We start from the raw sequence: 22,425 nt of genomic DNA, 5'->3' as shown, positions 1-22,425 counted from the left end.
CTTACTGCTGTTCATCCTCACTGAGGGCGTGACTCCAGCGCCAGAGTACCGACGATACTGTCACTCATCATTACCAGTGCCCTGCTTAGTCCTCTGGCCAGCCGTTCACCTGCTGTTCGGCCTTCAGTGGCCACCTCCCAGCGGGATTCATGCACAGTGCCCTGATTATTTTTCTGTTTTTTAGTGGTTATTTGCCAGCGAGCCGTGAGTGTCACCTGGTTGTTCTGCATAACCAGATTCATTACCTCAAGGCTAACCACCAGATCCGGTTTATCGATTCTCAACCATGGCCCAGAACTGACCATTTCATCACCATTGACCCGCTCCAGGTTTTCCCTTACCACACGGCTGATCAGCTCACCGGGCTCTTCTGCCCAACGCTCGCTGTCTGAGCGATAGACTTTTACACTGCCATCATTCCAGGCCATAAAATTACTGTCGAACCAACCGGGAATGGTTATCGGTGCCAAGCCTATACGATCGGCTACGGATTCTTCGGAAACCGGTGCTTCCGCCTGCAGGACGTAGTAATCGTAGGGTCTGGTAGTTGTACAGGCGGTGAGCAGTGTTCCCAGCCCAAGCACAACTAAAGCAGAGAGAGCGGATGCCTTGATATTCTTCATCTGTCCAGTGCCTTCCTGCCTGAAAGAATTGAGCTGGGCTGCTGCTCAAGGGTTACCGCCAGACGTTCCATTGCTCTGGCCGCTTTGCTCAAACTGTTAAGGCTGCTTACAAGCTCATACATAAGAGGAGAGTCCGGAGCCAGATAGGCATTCATGTTTTCAGCGGTCTTCTTCATGCTGACCATGGTTTTATCCATACTGGCCATGGTTTTTTTCATACTGGCACCGGCGGCGTCCGCATTGGCTCCCATACGATCCATCGCGTCTTCCACCCTCGCCATAGTTTGCTTGAAATCAGCGGGAAGGGATTGAAACTCAGATGAGCTGGTAAAGCTGTTAATATTTTTCAGCGTGCCCTGAATATTCTGGGCCATGCTCATCAGGTCAATTTGATCAAAATCAATCTTATCCAGTTCACTGGGAGCCGTGGGAATCTGGGGGTATTCTGTATGCACCTGAATAGCTTTTGTCCTGGCGTAAATATCAATTTCAATATAAAGCAGGCCCGTTAAAAGGCTCTGCATTTTCAGCTTTGCGCCAATGCCCCTTTCCATCAGGATCTGTTTCAGGTCTTCCTTAATCCCTTTTTCAAGTTCAATTTTTTCGGGATAAAGGTCAATAATCACCGAGTTCAAAGGCGACTTCACTCCTTTATAAAATCGGGTTCTGATACTGTCCACCTGGCCAACCTGGACCCCTCGCAGAGTCACTGGCGCACCAACGGCCAGCCCTTTCACCGAAGTATCATAAATTAACTCATATCGTTTTTTTTCCTGGCCAAAGCCACCACTGCCAGACTTCAATACCAGCAGCATGGCAATAGCCAGGGCGATAAGGGTGATGACGAAAATACCAACACCGGCTGCTTTCTGACGGGTATTCACTCCAACACTCCCCTGTTTTCCCCCCGGGCCAGAAAGGACCGGACAATAGGTTCACGACTGTTATCTTTCAACCAGGAAGGGTCTCCCTGATCAAGGCAGGTTTTACTGACAGCATCCAGATAAATGCTGTTATTGGCTATGGCAAAAATACTGGCCAGTTCATGGGTCACCATCACCACTGTTGCTCCGGTGGTGTCCCGCAGACTGATAATCAGTTCATCCAGACGCCGGGCACTCAATGGATCAAGACCCGCCGAAGGTTCATCAAAGAACAGGATTTCCGGATCAAGGGCAATGGCCCGGGCCAGGCCGGCCCTTTTACACATACCGCCACTGATTTCCGACGGGTAATACGCTTCAAACCCTGACAAACCAACCAACGCCAGCTTGTAGCGAACCAGATCTGGTATATCCCGTTTTGGAAAACCCGCATGGGCCATAGGCAGGGCGACGTTCTCAGCCAGGGTCATATCGCTGAACAGAGCACCACTCTGAAATGTAATTCCCCACCGGGAACGCATATCCTGCTTATCTGAAGATTCTCCAAAGGTATAACTCTTGCCGTTATAACGAATATCACCAGCCGCCGGATGGTACAGACCGATAAGGTGCTTAAGCAAGGTGCTCTTTCCACAGCCGCTGCCCCCCATCACCACAAAAATATCGCCACGGGAAACAGTGAAATCCAGATTATGCTGAATCATCCGTGTCCCGTAACTCATAGCCAGTCCGGTCACTTCTATCGCCGGAGTGGTCACAGGCTTTTCCCTGTCCATTTATCAAATGCCCAGCTTGTAGAAAAGAATATTGAAACCCGCATCCGCCACCACAAAATACACAATGGCCTGTACCACCGCCCGGGTGGTGGCCTGCCCCACCGCAGCGGAGGAGCCTCCACAGTTCATACCCGCCTGACAGGCGGATAAAGCAATAAGATGACCAAACACCAGCCCCTTGAAACAACCCACCGCTACATCAACCGGAGTAAACGACGACAGGAGTTGAAACAGGTACATCTGAGGAGTCATATCCATGCTCAGTACAATCAGACCACCACCGAACATGCCCAGTGTAAAACTATAGATACACAGCAAAGGCATCACCACAGTCATGGCCAGCAGCCGGGGCATGACCAGAAAATCCATGGGGCGGATACCCATGGTGGTGAGAGCGTCCACTTCTTCATTCACCTGCATGGTGCCGAGTTCCGCCGCCCAGGCCGCTCCGGTACGGCCAGCCATAATCACCGCCGTCATTAAGGCCCCCATCTCCCGTACCATGCCAACAGCGACGAGATTAGCCACATAGACTTCTGCGCCGAACTGACTCAATTGCACCATGCCCAGATAAGCCAGAATCATCCCCACCAGAACACTGATAAGGGTAATAATCGCCAGGGCCTGTGGGCCGGCCTGGCTCAGGCAACTCAGTAAATCCACACCCCGCATATGGCTGCGCCCGGTAAGCAGGCGCATTGTGGCCAGCACCATTTCACCGATAAATACAAAGGTGTCGACAATTTCATTCCATGCGTGCCTGAATGCCTCAAGCCAGCTGCTATGAACAGGGGGAGCGACTTCATTACGGGGAACAGCTGTAGCCAGTTTAAACAGCCCGGTTACGGACTCTGGCAGCGAAGACACATCAAGCCTGATGTTTTTAGCAGAGCAGTGTCGCTCAAGGCCCAGTAAAAACGCAGGCAGACGGGTATCCCATTCACACCCAGGCCCAATCATGACCTGAAGAGTTTGAACCCCGGGATTTATGTTGTCTGTCACTTCCGAGGGTGCAGGAAGCTTCTTTTCCAGCCATGAACCTTCCAGAGTTACCACCTGCGTTTTTTTATCACTGTTATCTCTTAACAGGCGAGCACTGGCCATAATTTTTATCAGACAAAAAAATAATCGGGGATATTAACAATATATACCCCGGAATTGTAAATCGGAGGAATTACAAAACCCTCTTCCGCTTTTTTAACTAAAGTTCCTCAATCCCAGACTGCGTTACAAGGAACAGCTTTCCATGAAAATACTCGTATTCAACTGTCAGGAGTATGAGAAGCCATTCTTTGAGCAGGCCAACAAGAAGCAAGACCTGACGTTTGAATATTGCAGCCCTCACCTGTCACGGGAAACGACCTATCTTGCGGAAGGGTTCCAGGCTGTCTGTGTGTTTGTGAACGACATACTGGATAATGAAGTGCTCACCGGACTTGCGGAAAAAGGCATCAATCTTGTCGCCCTGCGCTGTACCGGATTCAACAATGTTGATCTCGAAGCCACCGCCCGTCTGAATATCACCGTTGTCAGGGTTCCTGTTTATTCTCCGGAATCTGTCGCGGAGCACACCCTGGCGCTGATACTGGCTCTTACCAGAAAAATACCCTCCGCATGGCACCGGGTGAAAGAAGGTAACTTTAACCTTCGGGGTCTTATGGGCTTCCGGCTCCATGGCAAAACCGCAGGGCTGATAGGCCTTGGCCGAGTTGGCCAGGCGATGGCAAACATCCTTACAGGTATGGGTATATCCGTTCTTGCCCATGATCCTTATATTGACCCGGATATCATGATCTCAACGGGCGCGAAACCCGTTGACCTATCGGAGATTTACCGTCAATCCGATATTATCAGCCTGCACTGCCCACTGACTCCCCAAACCCGTTACATGATCAATGCCTGCTCACTTTCGGAAATGAAACCAGGGGTTATGCTGATCAACAGCGGTCGTGGTGAACTGGCGGACACAAAAGCCCTGATCAATAGCCTGCGTTCCGGCAAACTGGGATTTCTTGGTATTGATGTTTATGAACAGGAAAAAAAACTGTTTTTCCAGGATCTGTCCGGGCAAGGCATTCCGGACGAGACTTTCCAGATACTGATAACCTTGCCCAATGTCATAGTCACCGCCCACCAGGCTTTTTTTACCAGAGAAGCCATGACAGTGATTGCGGAGACAACTGTTCAGAATATTATCGAGTACAAAACAACCGGGGATTGCCAGAACAAGGTTGGCCCGGCAGACAAAATGAAGGGTTAAAATTTTTGAGCGGTTAAAAACTATGATGGGAGCACCGGCAACCCGATATTCCCATCATTTTTTTGAAAAATTCTTGACTTCTACAACTTAATTGATGTTCCTCAGGGGAACATAATCCAGTACATTATCCTGGAAGTAGGTCAGGGCTGTTTCTCCTTCACCATTACTCAGGGGGCCAATTTCAAACGCGGGGGATTCCATAGCTTTCTGAACCATCTCCACCTGCCACACATCTTCTGCGTGGAAGTTACCGGATTCCATCGGGTGAACACTCTTACGGAACTCTTCCAGAGTGATGGGCTCACCACCGTTACCCAGGCCGTTCTCATCGAATTCAATTCCAGGCATGGGAACAAATGCCAGCAGAGTATCCAGGCGGGCCTTGCGCTCTTCTTCATCTTTGAAGGGAGCCATCATGATCCAGCTTTCAAAGTAGGTTTCAGTGGGAGAAACCGGAATCAGCTTGGCAAAACCGATGTTATCGATCAGGGGCTGAATCATAAGCGTAGGGAAGAAACCAAACACTTCACCACCGTAAGTCGACAGGTCTACACCTTCCATGGGGGTCCAGTCTTCCGGCATCATCGCCAGAGCCGCGTCAACATCTTCACCCATAATCGGGTTCAGTCCCTGCCAGTTCCAGTGACGGCCCAGGGGACGCCAGCGCTGACCGTCAGGACGGGGGCCACCAAGAGTGTTTTTGTGCAGATGCATCAAGTGATAGCCATCCTGAGCGTTTTCAACAAAAACCTTCCAGTTACACTTAATGGTCCAGTTGAAGCGGGCCACGGTCATCAGATTTTCGGTTTTTGCGGACCAGGTGTTTTCCGGCAGGCTGGCCAGATAATCGTTGAAGGTCTCTTCAGGGTTTTCCCGGGGGTGAATAAACAGCAGGTTACGGTAGTTACCCAGGGAGCCTTTCTTAATAGACAGGTCGCACTTGTTGACTTTGCCTTCACCGAACAGCTCTTTCTCCTGGGGAATGGCATGAAGAGTACCGTCGGTCTTGAAGGACCAGCGATGATAAGCGCAGGTCATATTGCGCTCAATGGTACCGGAACCATCTTCTACCAGCTGAGAACCACGGTGACGGCAGATATTGTGGAAGGCACGCACTTCACCGTCATGACCATGGACAACAATCATCGGGTATTTGCCAACCTGTACGGTCTTGTAATCACCAGGATTTTTTACGTCATCCATGGTACAGCCAAAAGTCCAGACACGGTTGAACAGCTCTTCCTGCTCACGGTCAAACCATTCCTGTGAGGTATAAGCCTCAACGGGCAACTTCTGTACAGCGACTGTTGGCTTAATACCAATCTGAAATTTGCTCATCCTTATCACCACCTCAGACATTTTTATTATTAATGAAACATGCGCGTTCCATTTTTGTGATTTAATTCCCCTATGTCAAGAAGGGTTATTGAATTACATTTGTCCAGGCACCATCTGTTGCAGGTGCAAGTGCAGGTGCAGGTGCAGGTGCAGGCTTTCAGCACGATAGGCATTCCCGGAAAGCTATACAAATACTGAATGTTCAGCGCAGCTTAAAGGCCGACATTATTCTTTTCCAGAACCTGTTCGGCACGGTAGCTTGAACGTACCAGAGCACCGGAGACTACTTCCAGGAAACCTCGATCCAGCCCCCACTGACGGTACTTTTCGAACTCTTCCGGAGTGACATAACGAATCAGTGGCTGATGGTTTTTGGTGGGCTGGAGATACTGGCCAAAGGTCACGATATCCACATTGATGGCGCGAAGATCATCCAGTGTTTCAATAATCTCTGCTTCTGTTTCTCCCAGGCCCAGCATCAGGCTGGTTTTGGTCAGAACATCGGGATTATGCTTCTTGGCATGGGCCAGAACATCAAGAGTCTGCTCGTAGCTGGCCCTGGGGTCACGCACAGGATGGGTTAAACGACGAACGGTTTCTACATTCTGGGCAAAGACCACAATACCGCTGTCTACAACGGTTTCCACATCCTTCAGGTTTCCGAGAAAATCCGGAGTCAATGCCTCAACGGCTGTATCAGGATTCTCTTCAATAACTTTCTTGATCACTGCCGCATAATGCCCGGCACCACCATCGTCCAAGTCATCCCGGTTTACGGAGGTCAGCACCAGATACTTCAGCCCCATCAGTTTTACACTGTTGGCGGTATTTTCCGGCTCTTTCTCATCCAGCCAGCCCTTGGGGTTGCCGGTATTGACCGCGCAGAACTTACAGGCGCGGGTACAGACATCTCCCATCAGCATGATGGTGGCGGTACCGGAACTCCAGCATTCATTGATGTTCGGACACATGGCCTCTTCGCAAACAGTACTGAGCCTATGACCATGTACAGTTTTCTTTACATCTGCGTAGCGGGCATCGGTACGGGCTTTGATCCGCAGCCAGGGCGGTTTGCGCATAACAGGCGTCTGTGGATCATTATTCTGGCTGGCCTTCACGCCGTTCTTGATGGCATGGATACCCTTGTCATTAACGAACTTGCTGCCGCTGGGCACATGCACCTGAACCGTCGGGATGATGCTGGATGATTTCATTACGCGGTCTGTTCTCCAGGACTCTGCTCCCGGCTTTCCAGTAAGCCCGGAATCTGGTCCGTAAATATCAATTCAGTATAACCAGTCAGTTCAGCCAGATGCCTGACCAGTACCTGACCTGCATTTGCCAGGGTAACGGATTTATTAAAATTACTGATGCGGGTCACCGGCATCCCTGCATATCCGCAGGGATTAATTCGCTGGAAAGGCGCAAGATCCATATCCACATTCAAGGCCAGTCCATGGAATGAACAGCCCCTGCGGATACGCAGGCCAAGGGAGGCAATTTTTGCTTCTCCCACATAAACCCCGGGAGCATCAGGTCTGGCAAAAGATTCAATATCCCATTCAGCCAAGGTTTTGATAACTGCGTTTTCCATAGCGGTGACCAGCTCACGAACACTTGCCCCCAGACGACGCACATCCAGCATAAGATAAAGCACCTGCTGGCCGGGGCCGTGATAAGTCACCTGACCGCCCCTGTCCACCTGCACCACGGGAATATCACCGGCAGCCAGAACATGCTCGGCCTTACCCGCCTGCCCCTGGGTGAACACCGGTTTATGCGCCACCAGCCAGAATTCGTCGGGTGTGTCTTTATCACGCTCGGCGGTAAAATCCGTCATCGCCTGCCAGACCGGGGTATAGGTCTGCAGGCCCAGTTGACGGATAATCAGAGGTGATGAATCCTGTTTCTTCACAATTACGCCTTTACAGAACGATTTTCACTCTACCACTTTCTTTTAATTCCGCGTACATAGCCCGTAGCTGATCTTCACCCGTTGCCCAGATTGTGACAACAACGGATACAAAGGTACCGTTCCGGCTCGGGCGCAGAGAAGATTCTCCGTTATGTTTCGGGTCATGCTTTTTCACAACACCGAGAACATACTCCTGATAATCTTCCGCAGCCGTACCTACAATTCTGATGGTGTAATCACAGGGAAACTCGATTTTCGGGGGTTGCTGTTCCTGCCGCTTTAACGGCTTGTGTTTGCTCATGGTTTGTCTCAATTTCAGGCACGCTGTCGCGATACAAGCGGTACAGCCCGGAGATATGTTTCCAGGCCGGGCCCGGTTCACCGGTGCCGACAGTGATACCATCCAGTTCAATAATCGGTAAAATCTCTCTGCTGGAGCTGGTCACCCAGATCTCATCAGCAATCTTTAAATCTTCTGCTCTCAACTCCCGCTCTTCACAGGAATAACGCTCATCACCCGAGGCCAGCTCCAATACCAGCGCACGGGTTATGCCGCCAAGAATGCGGGAACTCAGGGGCGGCGTCATAATCCTGCAGCCCTTTACCAGAAAGACATTGGAGGCTGAACCTTCTGTTACCCGTCCCTGGCCATCAATCTGAATGGCTTCAGCCATGCCGGCATTTCTTGCTTTCTGGTACGGCAGCAGGTTCCCCAGCAGGGAAACACTTTTAATATCACAGCGCTGCCAGCGCTGGTCTGTGGTGGTAATCGCCCGACCCGGTGCCGGGTGAGTGTCCTGCTCCACATGAATGGAGGGCTGGAAAGGCATGGTCATGGCAAAAACTGTGGGGGGTACATCCACTGGGTTGGCGTGGTTACGATCAGGACCAGCGCCACGGGTAACCTGCAGATAAATCGCCTGGTTACCACCTTCGCCCTGATTATGGGCCAGAAGTTCCACAAACAACCGGTGCCAGTCATCATGGGTTTGGGGGATCTGAAGATGAATAGCCCCAAGGCTGCGATAAAGCCGGTCCAAATGTTCTTTTTCCTGCAGAACCCGTCCGGAAAACACCGGAATCACCTCATAAACACCATCACCAAACAGAAACCCCCTATCCAGTACTGAGATCTTTGCGTCCTCTACGGGAACGAAATTTCCGTTCAGATAAACCAGCCCCATAACACCACCCTCAATGTATACCGGCAGTATCTCTCCTGACACTACCGGTATTGAAACTCGAAGCCCGGCATCCCCTGGCTTCGTACATCATCAATTCATCTTACACAGGGTCGCTAAGCGGTGTGGCTTAACTGAAAAGTCCGCTGAAGAAACGCAGGATGTTGTCCCACAGACTCTTGAAGAAACCACCTTTTTCAACGGTCTGCAGGGCAACCAGCGGCTTCTCTTCGATGATTTCACCCTTCATTCTGACAATCACCCTGCCCACCTGCTGACCTGCAGTAATGGGTGCCTCAAGATTCTCATCAATCACCATGGAAGCCTTAACATCTTTGCCGTTCCCACGGGGAACAGTCACCACAAGGTTCTTTTCCAGGCCTACCGGCAGCTCGTTCACTACACCTTCCCAGACCCGAACCTGTTCAAGGGCGACACCACCGTTGTTTACATCCACATTCTCAAAGAAGCGGAAACCATAGGTCAGAAGCTTCTGGGTTTCAGAAGCCCGGGCACGCTCACTCCTGGCTCCCATTACCACGGCAATCAGGCGACGGCCTTCTTTCTCGGCAGAAGCTGTCAGACCATACCCCGCTTCGTTGGTGTGGCCGGTTTTCAGGCCATCCACGCCGGGATTAGTCCACAGCAGAGAGTTACGGTTCGGCTGGGGGTTCAGGGGCTTGCCCGTGCGCTTGTCTACGCCATACTGGAACTCTTTCTCTGCATACACGGTGTAGTATTCGGGGTAATCATAAATAATATGGCCCGCCAGAGTTGCCAGATCCCGGGCCGAAGAATAGTGGTTTTCTGCCGGCCAGCCAGAAGCGTTCTGGAACATGGTGTTATTCATGCCCATCTCTCTGGCTGTGGCGTTCATCACCTGGGCAAAAGCGTCTTCACTGCCGGCAATATATTCCGCCAGGGCCACGCTGGCATCGTTGCCGGATACGATAATGACCCCTTTCAGAAGGTCTTCAACGGATACCTTCTCACCAACTTCGATAAACATCAGTGAGCCGCGCATACGCCAGGCTTTTTCGCTGACGGTCACCAGGTCATCACGGCTGATATTACCCGCAGCCATTTCATTTTCCACCACGTAGGCGGTCATCATTTTGGTCATGCTGGCGGGGGGAAGGGTCTGGTCGGCATTATTCTCGGCCAGCACTTCACCGCTGACGGCATCAACCAGAATATAACTGCTGGCAGCGATTTTAGGGGGCGATGGGATCAAACCGGCAGGCAGTGCCATGGAGACTGAGGACAGAGTCAGCATAGTCACCCCGGCACAAACGCAGGCCAGTTTTCGTGTTATTTGGGTGATCTGATTCATTACTGTTTTCGTTAAACCTGTTGGGTTCAAGGCCCCCGAAACAAAACAAGGGGCAAAAATAGAGTCATGGTTTTTCCAGCCACCTTGAACGGCATGAGGCTGGATGCACTCCAAGTTATAACCAAAGCATTATAACATTGAGATGTAAGTGCATTAATAAGGCATAACCACCAGGGAGTTCAAGGATCATTTTCCGGGGGAATAGGTGATCAGGTCAATCAAAAACCTGAATACCCCGGCCAAGCTGGGCTTCCTGCAAATTCTGGCGCACTTGTTCCAACTCTTTTTCCGTAGAAAGCGGGCCGACACGCACCCGGAAAAACTCATCATCTTTTTCTGGAACGGTAATCTGCACAGCAGCATCAGTGATGGCCAGCAATCGTTGTTTCAGGCTCAAAGCACTGGATTTATTACTCAGGGCCGCAACCTGCAGATACATCAGGTCATCAGCATCGGTACCACTGACGATACGTTTTTGAGTGCTCTGCTGAAAGGCCAGCAGCCCTTCGGGCGACGTATCAATCCCTTCCACCTGAACCTGGGCAACACCATTGTTCTGGTAATCCAGCTTCTTGGCCGCAGCCCAGGAGAGATCTATCAGACGATCACCATGAAAAGGCCCCCGGTCATTGACCCGAACAATCACACTGCGGCCATTCGCCAGATTGGTAACCCGGGCATAAGACGGTAAAGGAAGAGTTTTATGGGCCGCGCTCATGGCATACATATCGTAAACTTCGCCATTGGCGGTTTTGTAACCATGGAACTTGGCACCATACCAGGAGGCGGTACCCTGCTTTCTATATCCCGCCGCCGTTTCATGGGGGATGTATGTCTTGCCCTTCAGGGTGTAGGGAGCAAACTTCACACCCCCTTCCGGCGGGCGGGGAACAGCGTCAGGCAAAGACTGTACATTCACATCAACATGGGCGCGGTCATTGTTGATATGGTAACGCTCAGCCTGAATCTGCTCCTGGGTCTTCTGGCCGGCACAACCGACCATAAACAAAGCAGTCAGCACACATCCCGTCACGGCCAGGTGTCTCTTCAATTTTTGACCTCCACATCAGCCAGTATCGGAGAAGGCGCAGACTTCATCTTCTTCTCGACCTGGCGTCCTAATTGCCATACCGCCATAGCGTACAGGTCACTTTTGTTATACCGCGTAATCACGTAGAAGTTGGTCATGGTCAGCCAATATTCCGGGCCGTTCTTGCCATCCAGCTTCAACCCACGTACCCGGGCACTGTCTGGTAATACCTGTGTGGTTCTCCAGCCCAATTTACGGGCTTCGTTAACAGACCGCGTGGGACGGGGATTACCGTTAATAATAGAGGCGTACTGGCTGCCCTTTACGCTGGCTTTGGAAGCCACAGGCTTTCCTTCAATCCAGCCATGGCGATTCAGATACGAGGCGATGGAACCAATAGCATCGGCTGGGGATTTCCAGATATCCGCCTGGCCATTCTTATCAAAATCGATAGCATAGGCCCGGTAACTGGAAGGCATAAACTGGGGAATTCCCATGGCACCAGCGTAGGAGCCGGTCAGATCAAGAGGGTTAAAACCCTGCTCCCGGGATAGCACCAGAAATTCTTTCAGCTCTTTCTTGAAAAACCTGGCCCTGCGTGGGTAGCCAAACCCTAAAGTGGAAAGAGCATCAACAACCCGAAATCCTCCGCTGTTCCGACCGAACCCGGTTTCTATCCCCAGAATTCCGATAATAACGGCGGGGGAAACCCCATAGGCTTCACTGGCTTTGTCCAGAATAGCTTTATTGTCTTTCCAAAAAGCGACGCCTTGATTAACCCGCCGATCATTAATAAAGAGATTGCGGTATTCCCACCAGGTCAGCCTGCGTTCAGCTGGTCTCTGCATAAGTTCAAGAATACGGGGTTTGTATTCCACTTCCTTGAACATTTTCTCAAGGGCAGGCCGGGAGAAGCCTTCATCCCGCACCAGTTCATCAATAAAACCGGAAACTTCTTTCGCACTGAAGCCTGCACCGTGAACCGGCAGACTCAGCACAACGCCCGTAGTCAGTGCGGCAAAAACGTTCTTCAATCGGCTTTTTATAATCATAAGGGAATCCCCCGTCGGCAAAGCCGGTATCAAGCTAATGAAACAACCCGGCCACAAACTATCCGGGTTGCCACTGGGCCGATCATAAAAATCTCAACAGCCCCAGGTACTTCTTATCATTTTTTGCACTTATCGACCAAGGAAATTTCGATGTGTATGGACAGACATCAGCACACCAAAACCGGCCATCAACGTTACCAGCGATGTTCCCCCCCGGCTGACAAGGGGAAGGGGCACACCAACAACAGGAAGCAGCCCGCTAACCATACCGATATTTACAAAAATGTAGACAAAGAATGTCAGGGTCACACTGCCCGCAACAAGACGGGCAAACATATTCTGGGCGTGCAGGGTAATAAAAATGCCCCGGCCCAGAATAAGTGCATATCCTGCCAGCAATATCAGAATCCCGATCAACCCGAATTCTTCCGCCAGTACCGCGATAATAAAGTCCGTATGGCTTTCGGGAAGGAAATCCAGATGGGACTGTGTTCCCAGCAACCAGCCTTTGCCGTAAATACCACCGGAACCAATAGCAATTTTTGACTGGATAATATTCCAGCCCGCACCCCAGGGGTCACTTTCCGGATTCAGGAATGTCAGCACCCGCTGCTTCTGGTACTCACGCATCAGGAATGTCCAGAGAACCCACAGGGCAGGCAGGGCAAGCAAAAAGGCTGAACCAATAATCCGCCAGCGCAATCCCGCAAGAAGCAGAACAAAAATACCGGACACGCCAATCAGCAGGGATGTTCCCAGGTCCGGCTGCTTGGCTATCAGGCCAACCGGCACCGCAATCAGGACAAGGGAAATAAAAACATCCTTTAACTTCGGCGGCAAAGACCTGCGACAAAGCCAGGCGGCGACCGTTAACGGCATAACCAGTTTGATAATTTCCGAAGGCTGGAAACGAAAGCCCGGCAACGAAATCCATCGTTGTGCACCCTTGGCACCATAACCCATAACCAGCACCGCCACCAACAGCGCAGCGCCGCCAATGTAAGCAATGGGGGCCAGTCGCTGCATCATCCTGGGGGGCATCTGAGCCACCACAAACATGGCCACAAACCCCACCAGCATATAAACCGCCTGCCGGTACACCATGCTCAGGTTCTGGCTACTGGCGCTGTAAAGAATCACCAGACCTGCTGAACAGAACACAAACAGTATGCCCAGCAGTACCGGATCAATATGCATGCGATAGCTGAGGGGCGGCGCTGTCCGCAATGTATGGCTGGGGTCCAGCTGACGAATAAAATCCTGGGACATTTATTTCACCTCCCCTGCAGCCATGCGTGGCAGCAGCCAGGCATCCATAACCTTACGGGCCACCGGCACCGCGGCTTTTGAATCATTCTCTACGATAACCGCCACGGCAATCTGTGGATCTTCCACCGGCGCAAAGGCGATAAACAGACCATGGTCTTTTTGGAACTCTTCCAGAACCCGGGCTTCCTCTTCCTTGATATCCTGGGGAATCCCCACCACCTGGGCGGTTCCGGTTTTGCCGGCCACGGTATACTGCAGGTTCCGGCCCATACGGTAATGGGCCGTCCCCCTCGGATTATCCACAACCTCGACCATACCTTTGATAACAACCTCCCAGTCTTCCTTGTTCTTTTCAATGGGGGCAAGGGGAGGAACGGGGGCCACACCAATACCCGGCTTTGCCAGTCGAGGCTGCACCGGGTGACCACGGTTGGCAATAATGGATGTGGCCACTGCCAGCTGCAGCGGCGTAGTCAGCATATAGCCCTGCCCGATACCAGCAATAACCGTTTCACCCGGATACCAGGGCGCTCCACGGGCACGACGTTTCCAGGTCCGGGAAGGCATCAGACCAGGGCGCTCACCGGCAATATCCAGCCCACTGCGCTCACCGAAACCAAAGGACGTCATATATTGATGGATGGTGTCTATGCCCATCTTGATAGCAATATCGTAATAGTAGGTGTCATTGGAACGCAGAATCGCCCGTACCAGGTCTGTCCATCCGTCACCGGTCCGTTTCCAGTTCCGGTAACGACGTTCTTCACCGGGAAGCTGGAAATAGCCCTTATCGAAAATACGATAACTGCTATCAATGGTGTTACTGTCCAGGGCCGCCAGGGACATAAACGGCTTTATCGTAGAAGCCGGTGGATACTCTCCCAGCGTCGCCCGGTTATACAGTGGACGGTTAATATCTTCCCGCAGGCCACTGTACTCACGATAACTGATGCCTGTTACAAAAGGGTTAGGATCGTAAGATGGAGAACTTGCCAGGGCCAGGATACCACCGGTCTTCGGATCCATGGCAACAACAGCCCCCCGCTTTCCTTCCAGGGCTTTCGCGGCGGCTTTCTGCAGATCAAGATCAAGATAGAGTTGCAGGTCTTCACCGGCTACCGGATCTTCCTGCTTCAGAACCCTCAGTACACGTCCACGGGCGTTGGATTCCACTTCCTGATATCCGGGTTTGCCCAGCAATATGTCTTCGTAATAATTTTCAACGCCAGTCTTACCAATGATATTGGTGCCACTGTAAAGAGAAGGGTCAACGCGCTTCAATTCCCGCTCATTGATTCGTCCGACATAACCCACGGCATGGGCCAGCAGGGATTTTTCCGGGTAATAACGAATCAATTGGGCTTCAACATTTACCCCGGGGAGCCAATGCTGATTGACAGAAATCCGGGCAATATCTTCTTCACTGAGACGATATTTCAGGGGAACACTGTTAAACGGACGTGTTTTGTATACACGCTCTTTGAAATCTTCTATGTCATCCGGGTCGAGATAGATCAGCTTTCCCAGTTCAGTCAGGGTCTGATCCATATTCTCAACACGTTCACGGATAATCGTCAGGGTATAACTGGGGCGGTTTTCCGCCAGCAGCCGACCTTTGGCGTCGTAAATAAGCCCTCTGACCGGAGGAACAGTCCGCAGGTGGATGCGGTTTTCTTCAGATTTTGTGGCCATGTCCTTGTATTTCATGACCTGGAGGTAAAAAGCACGGGATAGCAGCACGCCAGTCATGATGATCATAACCGCAACAGCCAGCCAAACCCGTAGATTGACTATCCGGCGTTCGCCGGGATGATCCTTGATCGTATCAGATGCCATTCAAACTCATGCTGTTTATGAACCGGCGCATAGCTCTGGCTAAAACCGTTACACAAGCTAAAGCCGGTTTTCTATTTAACGGTGATACGGGTGATTATTCAGGATACTCCATGCCCTATACAACTGTTCCGCGACAAGAATACGAACCAGGGGGTAGGGCAGGGTTAATGGAGACAAGGACCACTTGACATCAGCCCGGTTGGAAATCTCCGGAAGCATGCCTTCCGGGCCGCCAACCAACAGGCTGATACTCTCGCCATTGTCGTGCCACTGGCCGATTTTATCCGCCAGCTGTTCGGTACTCCATTCCCGCCCTTTCACTTCAAGGGCAATCACCCGGTCTCCCTTACCGATGGCCGCCAGCATCTGTTCACCCTCTTTGGCCCGGTACCGCTGAATATCCGCGTTTTTACCGCGTTTGTTCAAGGGGATTTCACAAAGCTCAAGGGAGAAACCGGCAGGCAGGCGGCGGGCGTATTCGTTGTACCCTTCTGTTACCCAGCCAGACATCTTTTGCCCAACCGCAATCAGACGGATACGCATTTATTTAACTTCTGCTTCAAACGACGCGTCGGAATCCGCAGTTGTTTCCCACAGGCGTTCCAGATCGTAAAACTGGCGAGCCGCAGGCATCATCAGATGGACGACGACATCACCCAGGTCAACCAGTACCCATTCAGCCTGGTCTTCACCTTCCATACCCATAGGCGCGATACCGGCTTCCTTACAGGTTTTCACCAGATTGTCGGCCAGGGACTTTACGTGACGGGAAGAAGTACCAGACACGATAATCATCATATCAGTGACGTCTGTTTTATCCCGGACATCCAGAACGGTGATGTCCTTTCCCTTAGTTTCTTCGAGAGCACCAACAACAAGGTTTTTCAGTTCAGATGATTGCATTGAGTCGTGTATTACCTGGTCACAATATAAGGCCGGCAGCACAAACTGTACTGCCGACGGGTAGAATCAAGTGCGGATATGCCCGTCACCCAGAACAACATATTTCTCGGAGGTCAGGCCCTCAAGCCCCACCGGGCCACGGGCGTGGATCTTATCTGTGGATATGCCGATTTCAGCACCCAGACCATACTCAAACCCGTCCGCAAAACGGGTAGAAGCATTGACCATAACCGAGCTGGAATCCACTTCCCTCAGAAAGCGACGGGAGCGGGTATAGTTTTCGGTCACAATGGCATCAGTATGGTGAGAACCATAGCGATTGATATGAGTAATCGCCTCATCCATATCCGCGACCACCCGAATAGAGAGAACCGGAGCCAGATATTCGGTACTCCAGTCTTCTTCCGTGGCAGGCACAGCTGCGGTTAACAGGGTACAGGTCTGCTGGCAACCGCGCAGCTCAACACCCTTTGCAGCATAAGCCTCCGCCAGAACCGGAAGAATCTCCCGAGCCACATCCTTATGAACCAGCAGCGTCTCCATGGTATTGCATGTGCCATAACGGTGGGTTTTGGCGTTAACAGCAATATTGCGGGCCTTAGTCAGGTCCGCCTGGTCGTCAATGTACACATGACAGATGCCGTCCAGATGCTTAATAACCGTAACCCTGGCATCCCGGCTGATACGCTCAATCAGGCCCTTGCCGCCACGGGGAACAATCACATCCACATATTCCGGCATGGTGATCAGTTCGCCAACCGCGGCACGGTCAGTAGTTTTCACAACCTGTACCGCCTCCAGGGGCAGACCAGCTTCCTGCATGCCTTTCTGCAGGCATTCGGCGATAGCCTGATTGGAGTGAATCGCTTCACTGCCGCCACGGAGGATTGTGGCATTACCGGATTTCAGGCAAAGACTGGCCGCTTCCACGGTCACATTAGGGCGGGATTCATAAATAATCCCGATAACCCCCAGGGGCACACGCATTTTACCGATCTGGATGCCGCTGGGGACATAGCGCATATCGGTAATGCCGCCCACAGGATCAGGTAGTGCCGCTACCTGGCGCAGACCTTCGATCATTGTGTCAATACGCTCGGGGGTCAGCTCCAGACGATCCAGCATGGCATCGGTCAGGCCATTGGCTTTGCCGTTGGCCAGGTCTTTGCTGTTGGCCTCTGTCAGCGCTGGTCGGGATTTATCAAGAATCTCGGCAGTAGCCAGCAGCGCCTGGTTCTTAACACTTACCTCGGCACGGGCAATAACAGTTGCGGCGGCCCGGGCCTTCTCGCCCAGAGCCTGCATATATGTACGGATATCACCGGTATCAACAGCTGACACAATCCTACTCCCTCGAATGCGGGTAAACCTGAAATCTGGTTATTTAACCACCGATTATACCGAAGCCGGCTCTAAGGGAATAGATACCCGGCTAGCCAGTCTATCTGACCATTTTGCCAGAAGGACTGACAGGCAAGAGGGAGTTATTGCCCGATTTGTGCACTCAAACGAAAGTGATCAAACCAACAGAGTTAATACCTTATGGCCAGTCCATCTCCCGTAGGAAGCCCGCCACCGCGGAAAAGAGCAAGCGAGGTTATTTCTACAGGAACAATGCGGTCCTGGAGGGCTCATCGTCATGGGGGGTCAGTAGACAGCGCGACTCCCCGGAGACAATCCCAGCCCCCTCACCCTGACTGGCCACCGCTACCAGGCCCACAAGCTGGCGAAATCCCCCTTTTCGACAGAACAGTTTCCGTAAGCCAGCAATTATCCACTGAGTACAACCATAAGTTGCTTGAGCGTATGAAAGATACCATTCTTCCCTGCCCTGAAGATCTTCGACGTACAGCAAAAGCTCAGTGGCATAAGGCTGCAGGTGGGGTACTCACGGGACCAGATGTTCCCCGCCGGCATCGCGACAGAAAGACTGGAGACACCGCTGCCACTGCAAAGTGGAAGCTTGATAAGCTGTCATCACCGGTCAGAACCGTTGTTGACCCATACAATCCTGACAGCGAACTGAACAAAATTCTCCAGGAATGCGGGCTTGAGAGCGCTGATAGAAAGATTCCTCCACGGGAAAAAGAGAGAATGGCCGAACAGGCCGCTGAATATCTTCTGGAAGAAAAACCCGAGGCACTCGACAATCCCCGCTCTTACCTGGCCGGGATATTCCTGCAGAACTATAACAACTTTATTTGTGGGCTCCTCCCCAACACAGCACAGACTCTGGGTCTGAAAACAGCCTCCTGCACAATGGCTAAACTCAAAACCAGTTTGTGGCCATATCTTGAGCCTGACTCTTCCGCCTCTCACAAATCCGGCTCCGTCAGCAAATTTGAATATGGGCTGGATGAGGCCTGCAACCTTCTTGACACCCCCTGGTATGAGCAGCCGGAATATACGACGCTCGACTACACAGGCTACGAGAACAGAATCTTAAATAGTCTCAGAAATATTGATTCAGTCAGAACTATCCTCCTTCCCCAGGCAGGTAACAGCGCTGCTGTTGCTCTACAACAACATGTACACAGAGCACTGAGGGAGGATCTCGACAAGTTAAAAAACAGACTGAAAAAACTGGTGGAAGTTTCACAAACAACCGCTGCCAGTGATTTCCGGCGAGCTGGAGAGTACAAAAGACATATTAAACAGGCAGAACAGGCTGCACTGTTTACCACGGCTGCTCTGTCTGAAGGCAGGACCTGTGAAGAGATTCAGGCACAGATCCGGCGCACTGCAGAAGAATGGCTCAGTCAGCCCCCTGCAAGAGATATGATCTCCCGGACAGGGAAGTTTCACGGGCTGCTTCGTCACCATATGAGAAACCTTCAGAACTCATCGGAGCAATTCAAGCAACAACTTGCAATACAGCTCAAGACGTCTGAAGCCACTGCTGAAGCCTATCACTGGCATGTTCAACAGGGGGAGTCTTATTATAAAGTCATCTCCCGGGATGTTCCCGCATCCTGTCTCAGGCTTGTACCCGCCAATACTCCCGTCGATGAGAGAGTACCTTTTAAAATAAATTATCTGCAGAACAGGTACACGTCATCCTGCAAGGATGAATCTGATCACGCCATAAATCTTTCGGTCCGCACTTTATCCATGGATGACCAGATAATTGGCACAACTTTTCGTAGTGGAATTTCCGTGGTATTCCCAATTGATACCCCAGAACAAAGATGGAAGGCCAACGAAAAACGATGGCATGAAATTTTTACCATGATGCTGGTCTACAGCCATACACAGAAGTTACTCGCGCACATTGAAGCCATGGCTCCATCTTGCGGAGGAGAAGAAAGCAACCCTCCTCCCCTGACAATATCTGTCTTTTATGTATCGCTGCTATCCCCTGTTACCTTCATAACAGCCGCAGACAAACTCCACACCCCCGGGTGTGATCCGGAAAAGGTCTGGTGCGAGGAAATCCGGGCCGACATCGGAAGACTTAACAGCCTTGCCTGTATGGACCTTGATGTTTATACATGCGGTGGTGAAAAACACAGGGTCAGACTGAAACCCACAGTGAGGACATTCATCAGTCCCTGTAACGGATTCTCCATTCAGGGAAACAAGGTTACATCAGAAGATACCTGGAACAATGCCGATGGGCAGAACAAACCTTACCTGGAAGAACTGTTTGGCAGCCTGAATCCTGAAGATGCCATAGGGGGACGAATCAGGAAACACCTGCTTTCCCGGCAAAATCCAGACCCTGATTATGTCCGGGATACTTTGGAGAGAGTGAATCTGGTGCGTTATATGTTCGCTCATCAGCTTCACAGAAGGCTATGGTCAGATATTCTGATCATGACCCATAACATCACACTTCTGGAGCGTAAGCTTCACTCTGATATTTTGGTCACCTGTAAGAGTGGAAAAGACCGTACCGGAAACTTTATTCGCCTGGACGAAACGCTGACAGTCCAGAATATTATTCGCGAACGTCAACTACTGGCTATGGCACACACTCCAGTTCCCAGCCTTCTGCCACTGGACAGGGTTCTTACCAACTGCGACCGCTTTAACAGTGCCCAGGGGCTATTAAATACCGGACAACTGGAAAACCAGGCCCACAATACCGGACGACATGGATTTAAAACCCCTGCCACAATGCTTGGATGTGGTTATGCTCTTGCGGGTGACTGCCAGTTATCCCCCATACAGACATTACAACCCGAGGAACAACTGACCTGGGATGACCCTGAAAGATTCCTGACGGATCAGTTTACCGGCCTTGTCATGACAAGCGTTAAAGGAATCACAGGAATTCTGAAAGCATCCATAAAAAGAAAACGTTAGCCCGGATATTTCATAAACTGCCCCGAAGATCGCGTCGGGCTTTGTTGATCTAAGATGTTTGGCGAAGAAGCGCCGTACCGGGGTGTACGGTCGACTGAGTCAAATATCCGGGTTAGGCCACAGGAATGGTAAACCAGAGAATAGCTCCCCCTTCGGGGTTACGCTCAAAATTCAGAACACCGCCGTGAGTCTGGATAATGGAGTGGCAGACAGAAAGACCAATCCCCATACCATCGTGCTTGGTGGTGTAAAAAGGCGTAAACATTTTTTCTTCTGCATCATCAGCAAGCCCCTGTCCCCGATCTATCACCCTTACCCGGACAAAGTGCTGATCCACTTGTGTTGTTTCCACCACCACACCTTCGTTCCGAGTGGACATGTCATTCATGGCTTCCATGGCGTTACGGATCAGGTTCAGGGCAACCTGCTGAATCTGAAGAGGATCGATACGTACCATCGGCAGATTCTCCGCCAGCCGCAGATGGATTTCAATCTGGTTGTTACGGGCATCCACTTCCGCAAGCTTTACGATCTCCTTTATCAGCCGGTTGCAGTCTACCTCTTCCAGGCAATGATCCGGCTTTTTCACAAAACTGCGTATGCGGGAGATAATATCGCCAGCCCTCTGAGCCTGGGTGGCTATCTTGCTCATGCCTTCTTCAATAAACGCCACATCCACCGGATCACGGGCAATCATCCGCCGACAGACCTGCGCATAATTATTAATAGCGGTAAGTGGCTGGTTCACTTCATGGGCAAAGCCCGAGGCCATTTCCCCCATGCTGCTGAGCCGGGACATATGGGTCAGCTTGTCTTTCTGTTCCTGGGCATCAGCCAGAGCCTTGTCGAGAATATCCTGCTGGCGTTTTCGTTCGGTAATATCCCGGAAAACAATCACTGCCCCTGTTACCTGCCCGTTGTCGGTAATGGGAGTACAGGAAAAGTCTACAGGAAAGCAACTGCCACCCCTTGTCCAGAAATACCTGTCCTCAATGTTCTGCACAATCCCTTCGGTAAGGGTGCGATAAAGGCTGGTGTTTTCACGGGGAATCACTTCTCCGTCCCGCGTTCGGCACATCACCATACCATACAGGTCATGCCCGGTCAGTTCATCAAGCTCCCAGCCGGTCATACGACTCGCGGCCGGATTAGCAAACGACACTCGCCCTTCAATATCCACCTCAAAGACACCTTCCCGCATGGCTTCCAGCAATCTCTGGTTGGTGGCTTCCAGCTGCCGGTTACGGGCCGCGAGAGCCTGCTCCAGACGGTGGATTTTCAGCTGGGTATCAACCCGGGCAATGACTTCCTCAGCCTGGAAAGGCTTGGCTATATAATCAACGGCTCCGGTTTCCAGGCCACGGACCTTGTCCTGGGTATCATCAAGGGCGGAAAGAAAGATGACGGTAATATCCGAAACATCCGGATCGGCCTTAAGACGCCTGCATACTTCATAACCATCTATGCCCGGCATCATAATATCCAGCAGGATCAGGGCCGGACGTGCTTTATGGGCTATACGCAGAGCATTCTCACCATCTTTGGCAATCAGCAGCTTGTAGCCCCGGCCATTCAGGGTCTGTAACAACACCTGCAGGTTGGTGGGATTATCATCCACCAGCAGAATTTTTTCATCAGCAACAACCTGCACGATGTCCGCTGATGCAGCATTCGCTGTGGTCTGACTTTGCACATGGTACTGCATTTCGGCCGTCAA

Annotated in this window: 20 protein-coding genes; 2 read left to right on the top strand and 18 right to left on the bottom strand. The window is 51.5% G+C overall.

Features of this window, described 5'->3' with window-relative positions; all coding sequences use genetic code 11:
• Window positions 1-17: 17 nt before the first annotated feature.
• From ACY2RQ_RS09110 to ACY2RQ_RS09095, 4 genes are read right to left on the bottom strand one after another with little or no spacing between them, the layout of a single operon-like run.
• On the bottom strand, window positions 18-623 hold the full coding sequence (locus tag ACY2RQ_RS09110) for a PqiC family protein (protein WP_490112652.1): 606 nt from the start codon (window positions 621-623) through the stop codon (window positions 18-20).
• Window positions 620-1,507 (bottom strand): MlaD family protein, encoded by an 888-nt coding sequence (locus ACY2RQ_RS09105; RefSeq protein WP_490112651.1) that lies wholly within the window; start codon window positions 1,505-1,507, stop codon window positions 620-622. The genes ACY2RQ_RS09110 and ACY2RQ_RS09105 overlap by 4 nt, the downstream gene beginning before the upstream one ends.
• Window positions 1,504-2,283: an ABC transporter ATP-binding protein gene (locus ACY2RQ_RS09100; RefSeq protein ID WP_490112650.1), complete on the bottom strand. Its 780-nt coding sequence runs from the start codon at window positions 2,281-2,283 to the stop codon at window positions 1,504-1,506. The genes ACY2RQ_RS09105 and ACY2RQ_RS09100 overlap by 4 nt, the downstream gene beginning before the upstream one ends.
• Window positions 2,284-2,286: 3 nt before the next feature.
• A complete protein-coding gene (locus ACY2RQ_RS09095) occupies window positions 2,287-3,387 on the bottom strand; it encodes an MlaE family ABC transporter permease (RefSeq protein WP_490112649.1) in 1,101 nt (366 codons plus the stop codon).
• A gap of 142 nt (window positions 3,388-3,529) precedes the next feature.
• Between ACY2RQ_RS09095 and ACY2RQ_RS09090 the strand changes: the two genes are divergently transcribed.
• Entirely contained in the window at window positions 3,530-4,543 is a 1,014-nt protein-coding gene (locus ACY2RQ_RS09090) for a 2-hydroxyacid dehydrogenase (protein WP_490112648.1), read from the top strand.
• An 87-nt stretch (window positions 4,544-4,630) separates the two neighbouring features.
• On the opposite strand, the gene ACY2RQ_RS09085 is transcribed toward ACY2RQ_RS09090, so the two are convergent.
• From ACY2RQ_RS09085 to ACY2RQ_RS09025, 13 genes are all read right to left on the bottom strand, one after another.
• A complete protein-coding gene (locus ACY2RQ_RS09085; protein ID WP_490112647.1) occupies window positions 4,631-5,881 on the bottom strand; it encodes an aromatic ring-hydroxylating oxygenase subunit alpha in 1,251 nt (416 codons plus the stop codon).
• Window positions 5,882-6,093: 212 nt separating this feature from the next.
• On the bottom strand, window positions 6,094-7,095 hold the full coding sequence (lipA, locus tag ACY2RQ_RS09080) for a lipoyl synthase (RefSeq protein WP_490112646.1): 1,002 nt from the start codon (window positions 7,093-7,095) through the stop codon (window positions 6,094-6,096).
• On the bottom strand, window positions 7,095-7,796 hold the full coding sequence (gene lipB / locus ACY2RQ_RS09075) for a lipoyl(octanoyl) transferase LipB (protein ID WP_490112645.1): 702 nt from the start codon (window positions 7,794-7,796) through the stop codon (window positions 7,095-7,097). Before lipB ends, lipA begins: the two co-directional genes overlap by 1 nt.
• 10 nt (window positions 7,797-7,806) lie before the next feature.
• Window positions 7,807-8,097 (bottom strand): HP0495 family protein, encoded by a 291-nt coding sequence (locus tag ACY2RQ_RS09070; protein WP_490112644.1) that lies wholly within the window; start codon window positions 8,095-8,097, stop codon window positions 7,807-7,809.
• Entirely contained in the window at window positions 8,033-8,980 is a 948-nt protein-coding gene (locus ACY2RQ_RS09065) for a D-amino acid aminotransferase (RefSeq protein WP_490112643.1), read from the bottom strand. Before ACY2RQ_RS09065 ends, ACY2RQ_RS09070 begins: the two co-directional genes overlap by 65 nt.
• A 127-nt stretch (window positions 8,981-9,107) precedes the next feature.
• Entirely contained in the window at window positions 9,108-10,310 is a 1,203-nt protein-coding gene (locus ACY2RQ_RS09060) for a D-alanyl-D-alanine carboxypeptidase family protein (RefSeq protein ID WP_490112642.1), read from the bottom strand.
• 214 nt (window positions 10,311-10,524) lie between these two features.
• Window positions 10,525-11,361, bottom strand: coding sequence for a septal ring lytic transglycosylase RlpA family protein (locus ACY2RQ_RS09055; RefSeq protein ID WP_490112641.1), 837 nt, complete (start codon window positions 11,359-11,361; stop codon window positions 10,525-10,527).
• Entirely contained in the window at window positions 11,358-12,392 is a 1,035-nt protein-coding gene (gene mltB / locus ACY2RQ_RS09050; RefSeq protein ID WP_490112640.1) for a lytic murein transglycosylase B, read from the bottom strand. Before mltB ends, ACY2RQ_RS09055 begins: the two co-directional genes overlap by 4 nt.
• A 129-nt stretch (window positions 12,393-12,521) precedes the next feature.
• On the bottom strand, window positions 12,522-13,661 hold the full coding sequence (gene rodA / locus ACY2RQ_RS09045; protein ID WP_490112639.1) for a rod shape-determining protein RodA: 1,140 nt from the start codon (window positions 13,659-13,661) through the stop codon (window positions 12,522-12,524).
• The gene (gene mrdA / locus ACY2RQ_RS09040) at window positions 13,662-15,497 is read right to left on the bottom strand and encodes a penicillin-binding protein 2 (RefSeq protein ID WP_490112638.1); all 1,836 of its coding nucleotides are present in this window, start codon (window positions 15,495-15,497) and stop codon (window positions 13,662-13,664) included. It abuts the gene before it with no gap.
• A 75-nt stretch (window positions 15,498-15,572) separates the two neighbouring features.
• Complete coding sequence (gene rlmH / locus ACY2RQ_RS09035) at window positions 15,573-16,040, bottom strand: 23S rRNA (pseudouridine(1915)-N(3))-methyltransferase RlmH (RefSeq protein WP_490112637.1); 468 nt, start codon at window positions 16,038-16,040, stop codon at window positions 15,573-15,575.
• Entirely contained in the window at window positions 16,041-16,400 is a 360-nt protein-coding gene (gene rsfS / locus ACY2RQ_RS09030) for a ribosome silencing factor (protein WP_490112636.1), read from the bottom strand.
• 66 nt (window positions 16,401-16,466) lie between these two features.
• Window positions 16,467-17,705, bottom strand: a complete 1,239-nt coding sequence (locus ACY2RQ_RS09025; protein WP_490112706.1) for a glutamate-5-semialdehyde dehydrogenase — start codon at window positions 17,703-17,705, stop codon at window positions 16,467-16,469.
• Between the two features lie 309 nt (window positions 17,706-18,014).
• On the opposite strand from ACY2RQ_RS09025, the gene ACY2RQ_RS09020 reads away from it, so the two are divergent.
• Window positions 18,015-20,708: an inositol phosphate phosphatase SopB gene (locus tag ACY2RQ_RS09020; RefSeq protein WP_490112635.1), complete on the top strand. Its 2,694-nt coding sequence runs from the start codon at window positions 18,015-18,017 to the stop codon at window positions 20,706-20,708.
• Between the two features lie 112 nt (window positions 20,709-20,820).
• On the opposite strand, the gene ACY2RQ_RS09015 is transcribed toward ACY2RQ_RS09020, so the two are convergent.
• Window positions 20,821-22,425 (bottom strand): ATP-binding response regulator, encoded by a 1,605-nt coding sequence (locus ACY2RQ_RS09015; RefSeq protein ID WP_490112634.1) that lies wholly within the window; start codon window positions 22,423-22,425, stop codon window positions 20,821-20,823.

The organism is Parendozoicomonas sp. 209JJ7-1 (assembly GCF_058147085.1).
The sequence above is the reverse complement of the archived record's forward strand: the minus strand, read 5'-3'. Positions and strand labels throughout refer to the sequence as shown.

What these genes read in the sequence shown, in the direction of transcription:
- ACY2RQ_RS09110 (WP_490112652.1), bottom strand. Translation starts at nt 623, where the DNA reads ATGAAGAATATCAAGGCATCCGCTCTCTCTGCTTTAGTTGTGCTTGGG.
- ACY2RQ_RS09100 (WP_490112650.1), bottom strand. Translation starts at nt 2,283, where the DNA reads ATGGACAGGGAAAAGCCTGTGACCACTCCGGCGATAGAAGTGACCGGA.
- ACY2RQ_RS09095 (WP_490112649.1), bottom strand. Translation starts at nt 3,387, where the DNA reads ATGGCCAGTGCTCGCCTGTTAAGAGATAACAGTGATAAAAAAACGCAG.
- ACY2RQ_RS09090 (WP_490112648.1), top strand. Translation starts at nt 3,530, where the DNA reads ATGAAAATACTCGTATTCAACTGTCAGGAGTATGAGAAGCCATTCTTT.
- ACY2RQ_RS09085 (WP_490112647.1), bottom strand. Translation starts at nt 5,881, where the DNA reads ATGAGCAAATTTCAGATTGGTATTAAGCCAACAGTCGCTGTACAGAAG.
- lipA (WP_490112646.1), bottom strand. Translation starts at nt 7,095, where the DNA reads ATGAAATCATCCAGCATCATCCCGACGGTTCAGGTGCATGTGCCCAGC.
- ACY2RQ_RS09070 (WP_490112644.1), bottom strand. Translation starts at nt 8,097, where the DNA reads ATGAGCAAACACAAGCCGTTAAAGCGGCAGGAACAGCAACCCCCGAAA.
- ACY2RQ_RS09065 (WP_490112643.1), bottom strand. Translation starts at nt 8,980, where the DNA reads ATGGGGCTGGTTTATCTGAACGGAAATTTCGTTCCCGTAGAGGACGCA.
- ACY2RQ_RS09060 (WP_490112642.1), bottom strand. Translation starts at nt 10,310, where the DNA reads ATGAATCAGATCACCCAAATAACACGAAAACTGGCCTGCGTTTGTGCC.
- mltB (WP_490112640.1), bottom strand. Translation starts at nt 12,392, where the DNA reads ATGATTATAAAAAGCCGATTGAAGAACGTTTTTGCCGCACTGACTACG.
- rodA (WP_490112639.1), bottom strand. Translation starts at nt 13,661, where the DNA reads ATGTCCCAGGATTTTATTCGTCAGCTGGACCCCAGCCATACATTGCGG.
- mrdA (WP_490112638.1), bottom strand. Translation starts at nt 15,497, where the DNA reads ATGGCATCTGATACGATCAAGGATCATCCCGGCGAACGCCGGATAGTC.
- rlmH (WP_490112637.1), bottom strand. Translation starts at nt 16,040, where the DNA reads ATGCGTATCCGTCTGATTGCGGTTGGGCAAAAGATGTCTGGCTGGGTA.
- rsfS (WP_490112636.1), bottom strand. Translation starts at nt 16,400, where the DNA reads ATGCAATCATCTGAACTGAAAAACCTTGTTGTTGGTGCTCTCGAAGAA.
- ACY2RQ_RS09025 (WP_490112706.1), bottom strand. Translation starts at nt 17,705, where the DNA reads ATGCAGGCTCTGGGCGAGAAGGCCCGGGCCGCCGCAACTGTTATTGCC.
- ACY2RQ_RS09020 (WP_490112635.1), top strand. Translation starts at nt 18,015, where the DNA reads ATGCGGTCCTGGAGGGCTCATCGTCATGGGGGGTCAGTAGACAGCGCG.